Below are 18558 nucleotides of genomic sequence, written 5' to 3' on the forward strand. Positions count from 1 at the left end.
TTTGATATTATTATCTTTTAAATAAAATAAATATACAATGAAGCCGTATTAAAGAAAAGAGGAATCCAAATGAGACTCTTAATTATCGGCGGCGGTATAGCCGCGGCTTATTTTGCAAACAACATTAAAAAAGCGGATAGTTCTGTAGATGTCACAATTCTCAGTGAGGAGAAGTATGCGCCTTATGACAGGATACATCTCTGCAAACTTGTTGATGAAACTTCTGATATAGAGGAAATATCTCTGCATCTCGATCCCACAGTTCATCTGGAGTTAAATCAAAAAATCATCAAAATTGATAGAGAGAAAAAACGCGTCTACTCTAAAGAGGCAATGTTTGGTTATGACAAGCTTATCATCGCAACAGGCTCTTTGCCAAACGCTCCCTTTGATGTAAAAAGTGTTGAAAATGCAGCTGTTTTTAGAAGTGCCGATGATTGCGAAATTATCAAAAAAAGTGTAAAAGGAAGAGAAGTCGTCGTTGTCGGCGGAGGACCTATCGCTCTTGAGCTTCTTGAGACGCTGGATAAAATGCCGCAAGTAGAGAAAATCTCACTGCTTATCCGTTCAGACTCTTTATATGACAAAAATCTCTCAAGCGAATCTGTAAAAATTATAGAGCAGAGTTACACAAAAAAAATTACTGTATATTTTGAAGATGAGATAGTTGATACTATTATAGAAGATGCAAAGATAAAGCTTTTAAAAACGAAAAAAAGAGAGATAAAAAATCCTTTTCTTATCTTTGGCATAGGAATCAGACCCAATGTTGAGCACTTTAGAGATACTCTCAAATGCAGTAAAGGTATTTTGACAAACACTTTTATGCAGAGTGAAGATGAGAACATATATGCCATCGGTGAGTGTGCGGAAGTTGAAAGGTTTGGTTTTATAGCAGGACATGTAGAGGCGTGTACGAAGCAGGCAAAAAGTGCTATTTCTCATATTTTACAAAGAGAACTTCAAGAGTTTGAACCAAAAACAACCATAGACATGTTAAAAGTTGGCGAGTTTACATTGGTGGATGTTATGTCGCCAAATTTTGATAAAGAGTATAACAAAGTCATAATTAGCAAAGAGAACTCTATGGATGAGTATTTTTTAAAAAATGACAGAGTTTTAAGATACATCGGAATCAACTCAACCGTTGATGTCTGCTATGTTCAAAATCTTATAGAGAGTGCAAAAGAGATAGAGATAGATGAACTCTATAAAGCTGCTAAAACTGAGGGCAGGGGGAAGCTGGTTTGCAGCTGCACGGGAACTTACTATAATGATTTGGTTGACATAGTCACACAAAACGCCGTAAACTCTTTTGCCGATTTGAAGGAGTTTTCAGAAGCTGGCAGGGTTTGCGGCAGATGCCGAGGCGAGGTTGTAAAGATCATAGAGAAGTCTCAGTGTCTTATCGACCCAAATATTGTAAAAAAGAGTCCCGAAGAGAAAGAGTTAGAAAAAAAACTGAAAGTTGCAAAAAAGAGAGTTGAAAAGTTCAACAAAGAGCATCCGCGCAATGCTCTTGATGAAGAGAACCTTGAAGCCGCCATGCAGAGTATGGATATCACAAAAGATGAGGTTAACAGATGGATCAGCATGGTTACCGCAGATATGCAGCTGCATCCAAAGTTTGAAGAGGTGGTCGCAAAAGGGGTAAAGAGCCTAAATAAAATCCCGATTGTTTGGCTTGAGCTCTCAGATTGCAGCGGCAACTCAGAAGCCTTTATTAAGTCGGCAAATCCCGCTATAGAAGATCTTATATTTGAGTATATCTCACTTGACTATCATGAGCTCTTGATGAGTGCGAGCGGAGATGAGAGCGAGAGTCTTTTGGATGATATCATTAAAAATCAAAAGGGCGAGTATATACTTATAGTCGAAGGTGCGGTTCCGCTCGGACTTGATGGAAAGTACCTAAGAATCGGCTCAAAGGGCGAGACGGGCATAGAGCTTTTGAAGCGGTGTGCAAAGGATGCCGCACTTGTTATCGCCGTGGGAAGCTGCGCGTTTGACGGAGGCGTTGTAGCTGCCGCTCCAAACCCGACAGGTGCGGTAGGAGTTGCAGAGGCGCTAAATAGAGAAGATGTTGTTAATATCTCCGGGTGTCCGACAAACCCCGTTAATATTGTCGGTACGCTTCTTTACTACATTATGTTTGAAGAGATGCCGCCTTTAGATAAGTTCAACCGACCTCTTTGGGCGTATGAGGGAAGAGTTCATGACAACTGCGAGCGGCGAGGACACTATGAGCTTGGAGAATTTGTTGAGGAGTGGGGAGATGAGGGTGCAAAAAAAGGGTGGTGTCTTTTTAAGATGGGCTGTAAAGGTCCTTATGCTTTTGTAAACTGTCCGACCATGAAGTTCAACCAAGGCGCGAGCTGGCCTGTTCAGGCAGGGCATGGATGTATGGGATGCACAGAGAGAGGCTTTTTTGACAAGTTTGCAAATGAGAGAGTCTACAATAAGGAAGAAGAGAATGAAAAAGATAGTCATTGATCCCGTTACAAGGATAGAGGGGCATTTGCGCGTTGAGGTTGAGGTTGATGAAGAGGGCGTGGTTCAAGAGGCGTATGCAAGCGGGCAACTCTTTCGCGGTATAGAGACTATACTCAAAGGCAGAGACCCAAGAGATGCAGGACTTTTAGCGGGGAGAATCTGCGGAGTCTGTACAAACTCTCACTTTCGCGCGGCCGTGAGTGCCGTCGAAGATGCTTACTCTATTGTGCCGCCCGATAATGCACGGGTTGTTAGAGATTTGATGACGATGGCGCTCTTTATACAAGACCATGTCGTGCACTTTTACCATCTGCACTCTTTGGATTTTATCGATGTAACCGCTGCGCTTGAAGCCGATGCCTCTCTTGCTTCAGAGGAGGCGAAAAAGTACTCTCAAAATCCCTATAGAAACTCGGTCGCGCACTACACGGAGGTGCTACAGAAACTGCGAAATTTTGTAAAAGCGGGAAGACTCGGTCCTTTTGCAAACGGCTACTGGGGGCATAGCGCTTATAAACTAACACCGGAGCAAAACCTTATCATTCTCTCTCACTACTTAGAAGCGCTTAGGTTTCAAACAGAGATAAGCAAGGCGGTGGCGATATTCGGCGGTAAAACACCACATCCTCAAAGCATTGTCGTAGGCGGGGTTACAAGTGTAGCCGATATGCTCAATCCGCAAAGAGTTAACGACTACATCTTTGTTATCAAAGAGGCAAAAGAGTTTGTGGATCGCGCTTACATGAGCGATATGAAGCTGCTTGCGACGGCTTACAGAGATGAGATAAAAGAGGGTTTGGGCAGAGCAAAAGGTAATTTTTTATCCGTGGGCGGCTATGTGTTTGATGAAAAACAAAAGCTCTTTAGCGGCGGCGTGATTTATGGACATGACTTCTCAAAAGTAGAGGAGTTTGACGAGAGCAGAATCAGCGAAGAGGTTGATAGAGCATGGTACGATGAAAAGGGCGAAGTCTGTTATACCGACTTAAACGATGACGGTACGCTTAAAACCGCAAAAAGTGATGACAAATACACATGGATTAAGGCTCCCAGATACGGTGGAGAGGTAATGGAGAGCGGACCGCTTGCAAGAGTGCTTGTAAGCTATCTAAGCGGCAACGAGCTTATAAAACCTTTTGTAGATGAGTTTTTAGATGGTACGAATCTTGAGCTTATAGACCTTACGACAACCATCGGAAGAAATGCCGCGAGGGCGATAGAGAGTGTTTATATCTGCGAATATATCTTTAAGCTTGTCTCACGCCTTGTGCAAAACATCAAATACTACAACACCGATACATGGGCGAAATATGATTTTGAAAAGCTTCCAAAAGAGGCAAAAGGGAGAGCCTTTCTTGAAGTCCCGCGCGGTGTTTTGTCCCATTTTGTAAGCATAAAAGAGCAAAAGATACAAAACTACTCCGTCATAGCTCCGACCACATGGAACGCCTCGCCAAAAGATAGAGAGGGCAAAAGAGGAGCGTATGAAGAGGCGCTTATCGGCATCAAGATAGAAGATGCTACAAAACCGCTTGAAGTCCTCAGAGTCATCCACTCCTTTGACCCCTGCCTTGCATGTGCGGTGCATGTCATAGACACAAAAGGCAAAGAGCTGAGTCGCTACAAGATAAGAACTTTATGAAAAAAATTGCAGTTATAGGTGTCGGAAACATTCTTTTTTGCGATGATGAAGCGGGTATAATTTACGAGATTCTCTTCAAAGTGCTAATTGAATTTAGCGAAGTAGTGCAGAACAGATTGTTAAAAAAAAGACCCTTGATTTTGATGTTATAGTAAATAAGCTAATAAACTTTAACCGGTAAGAGTATAATTTTATTCAAGATCCTGTCATAAACAAAAAAAGTTATTGTTCATTTTTAATAAGTGAAAATTAAGTAGAAGATAATATCTTTTGATGTACAATCAACCAATGGCGCTGAAACACAGAGTCATTTTACAAAATAAATTGTAAGGAATGTGTTATGAATATTTATTTTGTTACAGCGAGATCTTTTGCTGTTGTTGCTCTTGCTATTTTGTTATATGGTTTTATTGTTCCATCTGTTGGTTTTCATGGAACATTAGAGCGCATACAAGATGACAAAGTTGAAAATATACCCTCATATGTTTATCCTCTTTGGAACTATTATCAAAAAGGTAGATATTTTGGTGTAAATAGTCCAGAAGAATCAAAATATAATCTAAAAAAAATGATTGAATTTTCTGAGGAGATTGGTGTTCCTTCTATGCCTGTATGGAATTTTTCATTAGAAGCACCAAACTATCCAAAAGAGGCTTTTCCGCAGGGACTTCCAGTATTTATCCATTTTGACGGACTTAGCGGTGAAGTTCATGAGATGAATACAATCAATCATTATGTAGGTATGCCTCCTATGGAGAGCGGCGGACCGTATGAGAGGGCTCTTACTCCTTATGCGCTTATTATACTTGCTCTGTTATTTGTTTTTTTTATTCTTTACAACAATAAATGGATAGATAGGTTGATGTTTATTCCTATGGTTCTGCCTTTTATTTTTGTCGGTTTTTATGCTTACTGGCTTTACTGGTTTGGACATAATCTTCATAGAGGAGCTATTACGATAGACCCTTTTATGCCTGTTTTACTAGGAGATGGCAAAGTAGCACAATTTACTACGCACGCATATCCAACTGTCGGTTTTTGGGCACTTGTGGCTATTAGTATATTTTCTTTCTTTGCATGGTGGCTGAAAAAAAGAGGACTCAAAGAACATCCGATAAACAGAGTAACGCCTCTGCATCATTTCTTAATGTTAGTTTCTTTATTGATAGGTGTGGCAGGAATTGCTTATTTGATTAAAACAGATATAGAAGTAAATAAATTGGAAAAACTTGACAAACTTGTCTATTCACCTAGAGTAGAAACCCCGATAAAAACAGAGATGTCTGAGCCTTCTGAAATAGAGAAAGAAGAGATGCAAGAAGAGAGAGATGAGCAAAGAAAAGAGCAGGAGTTACAGATAAAAGCTCTAGAAGAGAGAGCCGGATCTCTTGGAAAATTCAAAGTCACTAAAATGTATAAAAGCAATTGTGCTCCATGTCACGGGGCAAGCGGAGAAGGTAACTTCGGATCAAAACTTATCGGATTAAGCGAAGAGTATATACTGAAAAAATTACTTGAGTATAAAACAAATGAAGAAGCTATACATGTTGAAACAATAAAAAACCTATCAGAAGAGGATATCAAACAGTTAACTGAAGAGATTTCTCAATTTAAAGATCAATAAAAAAAACAGGGAGATAATGATGATAAAAAAATATTTACACATTATGTGTTATGTGACGCTCGGGTTTTTATTTGTAACACAAACTGTTTTGGCTGAGTCTCAATTTCAAGAAATAATGAAAAAACGCGGACTAACTGAAGAGGATGCTATTGCTGCACTAAAAGTTTATAATCCTAGCGGAAAACATGATGAATATTATGTTTTTGTGGGCGGTGGTCAGTCAGGGCAAGTTTTGGTTTATGGAGTTCCATCTATGAGACCATTAAAATATATTGGAGTATTTACTCCTGAGCCTTGGCAGGGATACGGCTTTGATACAGATTCAAAAGAAGTTTTGAGACAGGGAAATGTTAGAGGAAGAGAGATTAACTGGGGAGATACACATCATCCTGCGCTCTCAGAAACAGATGGAAAGTATGATGGTGAGTATCTTTTTATCAATGATAAAGCAAATACCAGAATTGCAGTAATTGACTTAAAATATTTTGAAACTTCTCAAATTGTAGTTAATCCTATCTTTAAATCAACTCACGGAGGAGCGTTTGTTACTCCAAATACGGAGTATGTTCTTGATACATGTCAATATGCAGCACCTTTGACAAATGATTATTATCCTATAGAAGCATATCAGGATGTTTATAGAGGAGGGGTGACATTTTGGAAGTTTGACAGACAAAAAGGAAAGATTCAACAAAAAGAGTCATTTAGTTTAGAGTTTCCGCCATATATGCAGGATTTAACTGATCTGGGTAAAGGTGTCTCTGAAGGTTGGGCATTTACAAATTCTATTAACTCAGAACTATACACTGGAGGCATTGAAAAGGGTCTTCCTCCTTTTGAAGCTGGTTGCAGTCGTAATGATACGGATTTTTTACATATTTATAATTGGAAAAAATTAGCACAACTTGCAAAGGATGATAAAAATATTAAAATAATTAATGGACATAGAGTTATCCCTATTGATGTGGCTGTAAAAAATAGTGCTCTTTTTTTAGTTCCTGAAAATAAATCTCCTCATGGTGTAGATGTAAGTCCGGATGGTCGGCATATTATCGTTTCTGGCAAACTTGACACGCATGCATCTGTTTATGATTTTAACAAGATTATGAAACTGATTCAAAATAGAGATTTTGAAGGAAAAGATTCTTATGGAATACCGATATTAGATATGAAAAAATCACTCTATGGGCAAGTTGAAGTTGGTTTAGGTCATTTGCATAACACTTTTGGCAAGGAAGATGGCACAATTTATAGTTCTATGTATGTTGATTCACAGGTTGTAAAATGGAACTATAAAGAACTTAAAGTTATAGATAAGATTGGTATTCATTATAATGTTGGACATCTTGAGGCAATGGAGGGTAAATCCGCAGATCCACAGGGAGAGTATCTTATTGCTATTAATAAGCTTGCAATCGATAGATTTTTGCCGGTTGGGCCTTTGCATCCGCAGAATAATCAGCTTATAGATATTGGCGGAAAAAAGATGAAACTTCTTTTGGATATGCCTATACCGCTTGGAGAACCGCATCAAGGTGCATCGATTCGAGCAAGTAAAATTCGTCCGGAAGTTCGATTTATAATGGGAACTAATTCTAGAACAGGCAAGCCTCATATTGGAAAAACTCTTGCCGGTCAAGAAAAAATTGAGAGAAAGGGAAATCATGTTTCCATTTATGCAACAGTAGTACGATCTCATATTAATCCGGAGCGAGTTACAGTAAACAAAGGTGACCATGTTACGATGTATATAACCAATGTTGAGCGTGCTCAGGATGAAACTCATGGCTTTACAATAGATCACCATAATGTGCATACTTCACTTGAGCCGGGAGAGACGACTCAAATCGATTTTATTGCAGATATTGAGGGTGTTTTTCCTTACTATTGTACAGAATTTTGTTCCGCATTACATATAGAAATGATGGGTTATCTTTTAGTTAAAGATCCAAATAAAAATTATGAGTGGATTCAAAAAACGAAAATGCAAAGCTTGTCTCCTGAAGAACTACAGATGGAATATAAGAAAATTAGAGCTAGTAATAAAGCGACTGATGAAGTTATCCAATCTCTATTTTTCTTTTTAGAGGAAAAAAATTATACTAAATATACAACGGTAAAAAATTTAGTCGATGATGCGAAAGATCAATATGCCAAGATTGATTTAGAGAGAGAAAAGTCAGCAAAAGCATATCAGAAAAATGATATAAATAATGCTATATTATTTGAAAATATGATATGGCAGTATATGATTAAAACTGCTGATTCTGCAATAAGAGCTAAAGATCTTCTTATAAATAACATAGCTACACCAAAATCTGAAAGTGCTAAAAAAGGTGAAATAGCATTTCGTGAAGGAGGCTGTTCTGGATGTCATGTTATCGGTAAAATCAGTTCCGGTCCAGATCTGATAGGTGTTCTTAAGCGACATAGAAATGCTGAACAATGGGTTGCAGAGTATGTTAAAAACCCTCAAAGTAAGTTTAACGAACCTTTTATGAAGAAAATGATTGAATTTTTTAATCTTAAAATGCCAAATCAAAATATGAGTGATGAAGAGATTAAAAATATCGTAGAATATTTTAAATGGATAGATGAGAATGCAGATCTATTTTGATGTATAGAAAAATTTAAAACAATAGAAAGGGTTTTTAAACAGAACATTATGAAAAAACTCTACATTATAAGACATGCAAAATCAAGCTCGAAAGATGCAGCACTTGATGATTTTAATAGACCTTTAAATAAAAGGGGCAAGCAAAATGCTCCATTTATGGGAAGCAGACTTAGAGCAAAAGGGGTGAAGCCTGATATTATCCTCTCAAGTCCTGCTAAAAGAGCAAAAAGTACAGCAAAAATGATTGCTAAAGAGATAAGTTATAATAAAAAAATATTATTTGATTCAAATATTTATGAAGCAAGTGCTGATGATCTTCGTAAAATTATAACAAAAGTGGACAATAGATATAAAACTCTCTTTTTGGTAGGACATAATCCTTCTCTTAACGAACTGGCAAAATATTTTTTAGATTTTGATGCAAATATTCCTACATGCGGAATCGTTGAGATTGCGTTTGCATGTAAAAGATGGACAGATATAGATCCAAATAATGCAAAATTTTTATCATTTGATTATCCAAAAAAAGTGATGTCTGATTTCATATAATATTTTAAAATAAAAGTTAGCACTAAAAACTCTAAAATGATGGTGAAATAATGAAGAATGAGCAAATAACCAAAAAACTTAAAGAGTTTAAAAAACTTATAAAGCATTTTATAAAAAATTCACTTGATAGTACTGATGATATTCATGCTCTTCGGATAAAGTGTAGAGAACTCTTCTCTTTGTTAAACGATAATGATAATCTGGCTAAAGATATAAAAAAAATAATTTCTTTTAGTAACGATATTAGAGATATTGATGTTTTTTTTAACGAATATCTTAAAAATCTGCCAACAAAATATAAAAAAGAAGTAGAGCGGGAGATTTTTTTAAAAAATAATGAAAGAGAAAGAAAAAAGAAGATAAAAAAACTTTATAAATATCTAAAAATTTTAAAAGTGCCAAAGAGTGTGGCAAATAAAAAAGAAGAGCATTTTACGCAAAATTTAGTTTTTATGGAATTTCCTGAGCTAGATAGAAAAAAACTTCACAAGTATAGAATTTATATCAAAAAAAGACTTTATATTGAAAAAAATAGTTTTGATAGAGATGATAAAAAAATAAAGACTTTAACTAATATAAAAGATGCTTTAGGCACTATAAATGATAACTATAATGCTTTAAAGAGACTTCGTTCTTATGATATAAAATCAAAAGTATACAAAAAAATAGAGAAGTATACACAGAATCAAAATCAAAAAATATATAAAAAATTAAAAAAAAGTTTATAATTTTTTAAAGTTTGATAGAGTTGTTTTTAGATTTATAGACACTATATTTTACATCCGCGTCCAGCAATATCTTCTAAACTTGATTCTTTAAACATTTTTTGGAGTAAAATTTTTGGTTCTATCCATTCATCATGCAGAGCGCATTTACATAAACCGTTACAAAATCCTATGCCTAAAACACATTGATCATCTTTTATAGAATCGTTAAAAATATCTAAAATATCATTAACCATTATCTCTGATGTCTTTTTTTTCAGTTTATATCCACCTTCTCTTCCTCTTATGGATATTACCAGGTCAACTTTAACAAGTTCTGTCATAATTTTGGTTAAAAATTTATAAGGGATGGAAAGTGTTTCAGCTAAATCAGTTGCAGTTATGAGTTGAGAATCTTTTTTATCTGCCATATAAGCTAGAATTCTTATGGCGTATTGTGATGTTTTGCTTAGTTGCATTTGAGATTCCCTTTCTAGAATTATACTTTAGAAAGAATTATAATAATAATATCTAAAGTATTAATTAAAAAAATACAAAAATAATTAATATACTAGATAAAAAACTTATAATGCATCTTTAAAATAAAAATAAGGAAAAATTAATAATATTTTGCTAAGATTTCAATTACTACTAGCAGGTAGAATTAGAAAAAGGACTTTTAATGACTGAGCGCATAACGAAAAGTATGGCGAAGAATATTTATTACGGTGGCGGTACATTTGCACTGTTAATATTTATCGCTCTTACTTTTGACACTGTACATCAAATACCAGAGCGATCAAATCAGCAAAATATGACAGAAAATGTTGTAGCTGGAAAAAAACTTTGGGAAGACAATAATTGTGTTGGCTGTCATACACTTATTGGTGAGGGAGCATATTATGCACCAGAACTTATGAATGTATTTCAAAGAAGAGGGGCATCTGATGAAGGAGCCTTTAAGGCATATATGCAGGGTTGGATGGCATCACAGCCTTTAGATACTCCACATAGAAGAAAGATGCCGCAATTTAATTTAACAAATGAGCAGGTAGATAGCCTTTCTGATTTCTTAATTTGGACATCAAAAGTAAATGCCAACGAATGGCCACCGACAATTGAAGGATAGTAGATAACATGAAATATACATCACAAATGGTCGCAAAACCATACTTTATTTTTGCATTAATTCTTTTAGCTGGGGAAATTCTTTTTGGTTTACTTATGGCAATACAGTATTTATATGGTGATTTTCTATTTCCATTGATACCTTTTAATGTATTGCGTATGGTTCACACAAACTTACTTATAGTACTTCTCCTATTTGGTTTTATGGGTGCTACTTACTACTTAATTCCTGAAGAGACTGAAACAGAACTTTGGAGTCCAAAGTTGGCTATTTTTACCTTTTGGGTATTTTTAGTAGCTGGTGTTGCCACAATTTTAGGTTACCTGTTTGTACCTTATGCAGAGTTGACTGAGTTAACATTTAATAATCTTTTACCTACAATGGGTAGAGAATTTTTGGAACAGCCATTACCAACTAAACTTGGTATTGTTTTAGTTGTTGTACTTTATCTTGTAAATGTTATTATGACAGTAATAAAAGGTAGAAAAACTGTTATTACTACAGTTTTACTTACAGGTTTAGTAGGTTTGGCAGTTTTCTTTTTGTTTGCATTTTATGTACCGGATAATCTTGTAATGGATAAATTTTTCTGGTGGTTTACGGTTCATCTATGGGTTGAAGCTACTTGGGAACTTATTCTTGGCGCAATTTTAGCGTTTGTACTTATTAAAGTTACGGGTGTTGATAGAGAACATATCGACAAATGGCTTTATTTAATCATCGCTATGACTATGGTATCAGGTATTTTAGGAACTGGACATCACTTCTTTTATATGGGTGCTCCTGAGTATTGGTTATGGGTTGGATCTATAGCATCTGCTGTTGAACCTTTACCTTTTTTCCTAATGATTCTTTTTGCATTTACTATGGCAAGAGATAGAAAAATTCAGCATGACAATGAAATTGCTCTTACATGGGCAAAAGGTACTGCTGTAATGGGCTTCCTTGGAGCTGGAGTTTGGGGATTTTTCCATACATTGGCACCTGTAAATATGTTTACACACGGTACTCAGCTTACTGCTGCTCATGGTCACCTATCGTTTTACGGAGCATATATTATGATCATATTTACTGTGATATCTTATGCTATGCCTATTTTAAGAGGTCGTCCTCACGGTAATTCTAAAGAGGCACAAAAAGTAGAGTTAACTTCTTTTTGGATGATGAATATCGGTATGTTAGGTCTTACATTGGCTCTAAGTGCTGCTGGAATTGTTCAAATAATGGATCAAAGAGTTGGAACTGATCTTATTGGATTTATGGAATCACAAGAGTCTATAGCGGGTATCTATATGATTCGTGCCGGTTTTGGTGCTCTTGTTTTTGCAGGATTGATTACTTACTTTTATAGTTTTTTTGTTAAAAAAGAAGCGTAATAGTGTTAAAGATAGAGAAGAATGCTTCACTATTATCTTGAATTTGAAGAGAGTATTGGCAGAGTTTGGGATAAATATCTCAATAAAAAAGTATACAAATTTCACGAAAATGAAAGAGTTTACTTTGCTGATATCTCTAAATCATTAAAAATTTTTCATCACCTTATGGGTGGTGAAAAAGGTAAAGATTTACAAATCACGGATAAAAGATATCTTAATACATCAAGAACTTTTTTACAAAAGATAGCATTCCTGGGTAAAGAGTTTCATCTTGCATGGCAGGATGAAGACTCTATCTATCTGCCGGCATCATCTGCTTATTTTCCTACAAAAGAACTTAATGAGATGCTTTATTATTGGCTTATTGCTATGGCAACTAGAGTTAATATTACAGATGAAAATATAATCGATAAAAATCATGCTACAGAGCTTTACCTTATCAATAAATATGATGGTTTTAAACAATTCTACAATATTACTAGTGAGTATTTGACTGATAAATATGAACAATTGTCATTTATTAAATCTTTAGATAATTATACAGATAAAGATTTAATCAATGATTATCCAAACCCTATGTGGATATACCCGTCGCCTCTAACTATCAATAAAACTAAAAAAACAGATGATGAAGAGCAAGACCCTACAAGAGAAGAGGATCAAGACAAAACAGATACTCTTAACATGAAAAAGCAGGCCAACCAAACGGACGACAAGCATGAAACAGATGGCTTTTTGGCTTTTTTACCAGAATCTTTGATGAGTATTTTTGAACAGGTCAATGTAGATAGATGTGAAGATGATACTTTTGATGAAGATGCACTCTATCATGCCGAGGACTTAGATGAGATAACTATAGGACAAAAACAGGCAAATTTATCATCACGAATAAAAATGGACTTGGAATTAAAGCTTGATACTACCGTTAAATATCCATTGGGGAAAGGTCATTTTATTGATGAGTGGGATTATCTTAAAGGTGAATATTTGATAAATTTTGTTCGTATTTTACCTCAAGTACCAATGAATGTAATACCTATAGAGTTGCCAGAACGACTAAAAAAAACCGTACGAAAAATTCAGCAAGAGTTAGATCTGCTCGAACTTGATCGTGTTAAAAATGACAATCTTCCTTATGGTGATGAGATAAATATTGATACTTGGATTGAATATTGCGGGCATCAAAATAAATCTATGCATCATCAAAAATTTTACACAACTTTTGAGAAAAAAACAAGAGATATGGCTACGCTTATATTAGCAGATGTTTCACTCTCTACAGAGGGTGGCATTACACAAGAAGTACGAATAATTGATGTAATTAAAGACTCTCTTACGGTATTTAGTGAAGCTTTGGAAAAACTTCAAGATAAATTTGCCATATACACTTTCTCATCACTGCAAAATAAAAAAGTCTATTTTAGCATTATAAAAAATTTTAAAGACAAATACAATGATTTGATTCGTGGAAGAATTGATACTATAAAACCAGAGTATTATACAAGGATGGGTGCAGCTATAAGAGAATCGGCAAAGATTTTAGATAAGCAGCAAAGTGTCAATAAACTGCTGTTAATCATAAGTGACGGTAAACCGAATGATGAAGATAGATATGATGGAAGATATGGCATAGAAGATACAAAAAAAGCTCTTGAAGAGGTTAAGAAAAAAGGTATTACGCCTTTTTGTATTACAGTAGATCTTGATGCAAAAGAGTATTTGGGGTATCTGTTTGGAAGAAACGGTTATGCGGTTGTAAGAGATGGGCAGAAATTGCCAAAAGTGTTAACTGAAGTTTATATAAATTTAACGAAATAAAAAAAGGAAAAAAATGTCAAAAAACTACTATTTACCTCAATCAAATGAAGTAGAGCTTTTTAAAACTGCTGCGCAGATGAATCTGCCTGTTTTAATCAAAGGACCGACAGGGTGTGGAAAAACAAGGTTTATAGAATCTATGGGCGAAGAGCTTGGACGAGATGTTTATACGGTTGTTTGCCATGATGATTTGAGTGCTGCAGACCTGATTGGCCGCCATCTTATAGATGAAAACGGTACATATTGGCAAGACGGTCCTTTGACTAAAGCGGTAAGAAATGGCGGTATATGCTATCTTGATGAGATAATCGAAGCTAGAAAAGATACTACAGTGGTACTTCACTCTCTAGCGGATTATCGTAGAGTTTTGTCGATAGACAGAACAGGTGAAACCATAGAAGCTCATCCTGATTTTATGCTTGTAGTATCTTATAATCCAGGTTATCAAAATGTCTTAAAAGGGATGAAGCCAAGTACAAAACAGAGATTTATTTCTCTTAGTTTTGATTATCCAAAATCAGAAATTGAAAAAGAGATTATCAAAAAAGAGAGTGGAGTTGATGAAGATATAGCACAAAAACTTGTAGATATCGCTAAAGAAGTGAGACAACTCACTGATGTTGATATTCAAGAAGCAGTTTCAACAAGACTGCTTATTTATGCAGGGAAGTTGATTACAAAAGATTTTGATCCATATCAGGCATGTATGCACTCTATAGTTGAATCACTCAGTGATGAAGATGAAGTTTTAAAAGTTCTTGAAAAACTTGTATCTTTATATTTCCCAAGGAGTTCAAATGTTAAAAAATAGTGCTTTGAAAGAGCCTCATCCTCCTGGGGATTTTGCAATTTGGATCATTATTTATGTTGAATTAATTACATTTGGACTATTGTTTATAGGTTATGCTGTTTCAAGAAGAGCAGATATAGAGCTTTTTAGTCAGTCTCAGCTTGTAGTTAGCCAAACATCAGGTTTTATCAATACTTTTCTTTTAATTACAAGCAGTTACTTTGTTGTAAAGGCTGTTTATGCTATTAAAAATATGACAAGAGATAGCTTGCAAAAGTCAAGTAGTGCAGCATCAAAATGGCTTTTGTCTGCAATGATGCTCGGAGTTGCTTTTTTATTTATAAAAATATTAGAATTTTCTCATATATTTGGAGAAGGAATTACGCTTAGTACCAATAAATTTTTTATGTTTTACATATTTTTAACTGTTTTTCATTTTATGCATGTTCTTTTGGGTTTAATAATCCTGTTTAATCTTCATAAAAAAACAAAAGCACAAGGGTACACTCCGGATGATTGCAGCGGGATGGAAACGGGTGCATCTTACTGGCATATGGTAGATTTGTTGTGGATTGTGCTTTTCCCATTAGTTTATATATTATGATACAAGGTAAAAAATGAAAAAAATTCTAGAATTTGTATGGATAGTTTTGGTTATTCTCACAATCTTTGCTTTTGTGCTTGGACATTTAAAATTTATACCGACTTATCTTGTCGCGATTTTACTTATAAGTACATTTATAAAAGGACAATTGGTTATTGACCACTTTATGGGTTTAAAAAATGTTCAATTAAAATATAGGCTTATACCAACTATATGGCTGGCTGTTGTTATATCGCTGATTGCACTCTTAATCTAATAGGAGATATTGGCAGAGGTCAAGCAATAGCTGTTGCTTTAAAGTTCAAAACTCTTTGACATAAATTTTTTTATATCTTCTGTTTTTAGTTCATAATTAACAAAGAGTTCATTTGCCAAAAGACCTTGACCTAAAAGCATATCTGCACCGTCTTTGTAAGTTATATTTTTGTTTTTTGCCAGTTTTAAAAAAGGTGTCATCTTTCCATAGATTGCGTCTGCTGCGTAAAATGTACTGTTTAGTATTTTTTCGATCATCTCTTTTGGAGCAGGTAGTTCTTCATCTTTAAGCCCGGCACTTGTAGTGTTTACAACTAAATCATATTTACTTATTTTAAAGTCACTCCATGAATAACAGCTGCAATTTAACTCTTTAAAGTATTGTAGTCTTGAATTGCTTCTGTTTAAAACAGTTACTTTTATATTCTCTTGTATAAATCTGGAAGTTAATGCTTTTGCCGTTCCGCCTGCTCCAAGAACTAAAATATTTTTAATATTTTTAAACTCTTTTATAGCAAATAAAAAACCGTCTGCATCGGTATTGTATCCGATTAATCTGCCATTTTCATTGATAAGGGTATTTACAACACCTATTTTTTCGGCAAAGCCTCTTACTTCATCGCAAGCCTCATACGCCGCCTCTTTATGTGGAACGGTAATATTTGCTCCGCTAAGACCTAGAGAGAAAAAAGTCTCTTTTAGTTTTGAGCCATCATTTAGATGGACTCTAGTGTAACATGCATTGTAGTTTAGATGTTTAAATACGCTATTGTGCATAAGCGGAGAGCGGGAGTGCGCAACAGGGTCGCCAAAGACGGCAAAGAGTTTCATTAGTCCAAATCTTCCAGTGAAGCGACAAGAGCACCAAGTTTATTTTTAACTTCGAGATACTCCAGCTCATTTATGCTATCAGCAACAACACCGGCTCCGGCCTGAAGAATCACTTTGTCTTTTTTAACCATAGCAGTTCTGATAGTTATGGCGTTATCCATATTGCCGTCAAATCCAAAATAACCAACACTTCCACTGTAAAAGCCTCTTTTTAATCCTTCAAATTCAGCAATAAGCTCCATTGCTCTTATCTTTGGTGCACCAGTCATAGTTCCTGCCGTAAAAGTTGCCATAAACAGATCAAACATATCTTTGTCTTTATCAAGCTCGGCCGTGACATCAGAAACTATATGCATAACATGTGAAAAACGCTCTATATGCATCATATCTTCAACTTTAACACTTCCGGTTTTTGCAACTCTGCTCACATCATTTCTGCCTAAATCTATAAGCATAAGATGTTCAGAGAGCTCTTTTGGATCTGCTAAAAGTTCCTCTTCAAGCTCCTTATCTCTCTCTTTTGTGCTGCCTCTTTTACGAGTTCCTGCAATTGGGCGAAGCAGAAGTTTTCCATCTTGAAGTCTTACCATGACTTCAGGGGAGCTCCCGACAATATTAAAATCTTCATACTCCATTAAAAACATATAGGGAGATGGATTTTTGGTTCTTAATATTCTGTAAAAACTAAAAGGATCAACTTTTATCTTTCTAGTAAAACGGTTTGTTATTAGAATTTGGAAAACATCTCCACTTTTTATCATCTCTTTTGAGTTATCAACCATTTTAAAAAACTGCTCTTTTGAGAATGCAAAAGTGCCTTTGTCATTCCCGCTGTTTTTTTTCATATGAATATATGTATATGTGCCTTTTAGCTCGTTTTCAATCATTTCAAACTTATCACTCATCTCTTTTAATGTGCTAATAAGAGTTAATTGGTGATCTTTGTGAGAGTAAACCAAGATTATTTTTGGAAGTATCAAATCTAAATCGGGGGCATTGATTTCATCTTTTAAGTTATCCATAACAGAATGAAGTTTTGGTTCAAATACTTTCACCATGTCATAGCCGATATAACCTATAAAACCATCTACATACCCAACTTTTAGTTTAGTTGTTGCTTCTTTGTATATTGATGTGTCTATATTTTTGTAATAATTTTTTAAAAATATAAAAGGAGATTCATCTTTTATATGCTTAATGCCGTTTGCATCTGTATATATTGTCTGATTATCTATATATTGAATTCTCTCTCTTGCGCCGATGCAGACAAAGCTATAATTTCCACTGCTTTGTCCTGCGCTCTCTAAAAGATATGAGATTTCATTTTTAAAGATTGATTTTAGCTTTGCATATACTGCAATAGGAGCTAGTTGATCTTGTATAAATTGTTTAGAATAAATCAAATAAGTACCTTGGTATAGTTATATTTTAATTAAAAAAGCACCTGCTTCAATAGATTTTTTAATAGGAGCCAGAGCTTCTCTTGCTTCTGCTTCACTGTTAAATGGACCTACTAAAACTTTGTTAAATGTTCTAGAATCAATAGTTACTTTGTGAAATTTATATTTGTATCCCAATTTTAAAATTGAATCTAAAAATTTTTTATTAGGTTCGTATTTTGCAAAAGAGCCAACTTGAATATAGTAAGCATTTGATAAATTTGTACTCTCTGCCTGAGGCTGTATAGCTACATTTTGAACTACTTCTTCTTTTGTTTGTACTTTTTTTGTTTCATCTGTGTTTGCTTTAACACTCTCTTGTGTCGCTGCTTGAGTCTCTTCTATTATATTTTCTTCTTTGAGTTTTTGTGCAATTGCATCTAAAGAAACACTCTCTTCATCTTCTTTATCCTCTTTTACAACATCAACTTTTTCAAAAAAGGAGTCATCAACTTGTGTTGAAGTTTGCTCCTGCGTCTCAGGAGGAAGAGCTGCTTGAGGTAGATTGTCAGTGCCGCTTGATGTAAGAGTATTCATCAGCATTACAACAACAATTAAAATAATACCTAACGCAGCAACAGCTAATAAAATTTTTTTATTTCCTGTAGATGAGTTACCTTTGTTTAAGATAATATCATTTAACTCATTTTTTTCATCCATAACTTCCCCCTCCTTTATTATCTAATT

17 protein-coding genes are annotated in these 18558 nt (G+C 34.9%); 13 read left to right on the forward strand and 4 right to left on the reverse strand.

All coding sequences use genetic code 11. The features are described from left to right. The first annotated feature begins 69 nt into the window (after nucleotides 1–69). From CVO_RS03530 to CVO_RS03560, 7 genes are all read left to right on the forward strand, one after another. Nucleotides 70–2493: a hydrogenase small subunit gene (locus tag CVO_RS03530; protein WP_159570021.1), complete on the forward strand. Its 2424-nt coding sequence runs from the start codon at nucleotides 70–72 to the stop codon at nucleotides 2491–2493. After that, nucleotides 2474–4135 (forward strand): nickel-dependent hydrogenase large subunit, encoded by a 1662-nt coding sequence (locus tag CVO_RS03535; RefSeq protein WP_159570023.1) that lies wholly within the window; start codon nucleotides 2474–2476, stop codon nucleotides 4133–4135. The genes CVO_RS03530 and CVO_RS03535 overlap by 20 nt, the downstream gene beginning before the upstream one ends. Continuing rightward, a complete protein-coding gene (locus CVO_RS03540; protein ID WP_159570025.1) occupies nucleotides 4132–4287 on the forward strand; it encodes a hypothetical protein in 156 nt (51 codons plus the stop codon). The genes CVO_RS03535 and CVO_RS03540 overlap by 4 nt, the downstream gene beginning before the upstream one ends. Nucleotides 4288–4475: 188 nt before the next feature. Beyond that, on the forward strand, nucleotides 4476–5759 hold the full coding sequence (locus CVO_RS09910; protein WP_349636691.1) for a c-type cytochrome: 1284 nt from the start codon (nucleotides 4476–4478) through the stop codon (nucleotides 5757–5759). Nucleotides 5760–5781: 22 nt separating this feature from the next. Next, nucleotides 5782–8376: a Sec-dependent nitrous-oxide reductase gene (gene nosZ / locus CVO_RS03550; protein WP_502707889.1), complete on the forward strand. Its 2595-nt coding sequence runs from the start codon at nucleotides 5782–5784 to the stop codon at nucleotides 8374–8376. 48 nt (nucleotides 8377–8424) lie between these two features. Next, entirely contained in the window at nucleotides 8425–8925 is a 501-nt protein-coding gene (locus tag CVO_RS03555) for a SixA phosphatase family protein (RefSeq protein ID WP_152299529.1), read from the forward strand. A gap of 50 nt (nucleotides 8926–8975) precedes the next feature. Further along, complete coding sequence (locus CVO_RS03560; protein ID WP_159570029.1) at nucleotides 8976–9653, forward strand: CHAD domain-containing protein; 678 nt, start codon at nucleotides 8976–8978, stop codon at nucleotides 9651–9653. 41 nt (nucleotides 9654–9694) lie between these two features. On the opposite strand, the gene CVO_RS03565 is transcribed toward CVO_RS03560, so the two are convergent. Continuing rightward, entirely contained in the window at nucleotides 9695–10108 is a 414-nt protein-coding gene (locus CVO_RS03565) for an RrF2 family transcriptional regulator (protein ID WP_152299527.1), read from the reverse strand. A 227-nt stretch (nucleotides 10109–10335) separates the two neighbouring features. Here CVO_RS03565 and CVO_RS03570 point away from each other — a divergent pair, with 227 nt between their 5' ends. The 6 genes from CVO_RS03570 to CVO_RS03595 are packed head-to-tail and all read left to right on the forward strand — an operon-like array spanning nucleotide 10336 to nucleotide 15602. Next, a complete protein-coding gene (locus tag CVO_RS03570; protein ID WP_241691005.1) occupies nucleotides 10336–10758 on the forward strand; it encodes a c-type cytochrome in 423 nt (140 codons plus the stop codon). An 8-nt stretch (nucleotides 10759–10766) separates the two neighbouring features. Beyond that, entirely contained in the window at nucleotides 10767–12134 is a 1368-nt protein-coding gene (locus CVO_RS03575; RefSeq protein ID WP_159570032.1) for a cbb3-type cytochrome c oxidase subunit I, read from the forward strand. Between the two features lie 21 nt (nucleotides 12135–12155). After that, on the forward strand, nucleotides 12156–13952 hold the full coding sequence (locus CVO_RS03580; RefSeq protein ID WP_159570034.1) for a nitric oxide reductase activation protein NorD: 1797 nt from the start codon (nucleotides 12156–12158) through the stop codon (nucleotides 13950–13952). 13 nt (nucleotides 13953–13965) lie between these two features. Then, a complete protein-coding gene (locus CVO_RS03585; protein WP_152299523.1) occupies nucleotides 13966–14763 on the forward strand; it encodes a CbbQ/NirQ/NorQ/GpvN family protein in 798 nt (265 codons plus the stop codon). Continuing rightward, nucleotides 14750–15346 (forward strand): cytochrome c oxidase subunit 3, encoded by a 597-nt coding sequence (locus CVO_RS03590; protein ID WP_152299522.1) that lies wholly within the window; start codon nucleotides 14750–14752, stop codon nucleotides 15344–15346. Before CVO_RS03585 ends, CVO_RS03590 begins: the two co-directional genes overlap by 14 nt. A gap of 13 nt (nucleotides 15347–15359) precedes the next feature. Beyond that, on the forward strand, nucleotides 15360–15602 hold the full coding sequence (locus CVO_RS03595; RefSeq protein ID WP_152299521.1) for a cytochrome C oxidase subunit IV family protein: 243 nt from the start codon (nucleotides 15360–15362) through the stop codon (nucleotides 15600–15602). 38 nt (nucleotides 15603–15640) lie between these two features. Here CVO_RS03595 and CVO_RS03600 read toward each other — a convergent pair whose 3' ends face one another. Genes CVO_RS03600 through CVO_RS03610 form a run of 3 tightly spaced genes read right to left on the reverse strand, consistent with a single transcriptional unit; the run spans nucleotide 15641 to nucleotide 18531 of the window. After that, nucleotides 15641–16432 carry a shikimate dehydrogenase gene (locus CVO_RS03600; protein WP_152299520.1) on the reverse strand — a complete coding sequence of 264 codons (792 nt, stop codon included), beginning with the start codon at nucleotides 16430–16432 and terminating at the stop codon, nucleotides 15641–15643. After that, nucleotides 16432–17835: an anthranilate synthase component I family protein gene (locus tag CVO_RS03605; RefSeq protein ID WP_159570036.1), complete on the reverse strand. Its 1404-nt coding sequence runs from the start codon at nucleotides 17833–17835 to the stop codon at nucleotides 16432–16434. The genes CVO_RS03600 and CVO_RS03605 overlap by 1 nt, the downstream gene beginning before the upstream one ends. Nucleotides 17836–17853: 18 nt before the next feature. Then, on the reverse strand, nucleotides 17854–18531 hold the full coding sequence (locus tag CVO_RS03610; protein WP_159570038.1) for an SPOR domain-containing protein: 678 nt from the start codon (nucleotides 18529–18531) through the stop codon (nucleotides 17854–17856). Between the last annotated feature and the right edge of the window lie 27 nt (nucleotides 18532–18558).

Origin of the sequence: Sulfurimonas sp. CVO (assembly GCF_009883775.1) — a bacterium.
In the GTDB taxonomy this organism is placed as follows: domain Bacteria; phylum Campylobacterota; class Campylobacteria; order Campylobacterales; family Sulfurimonadaceae; genus Sulfurimonas; species Sulfurimonas xiamenensis.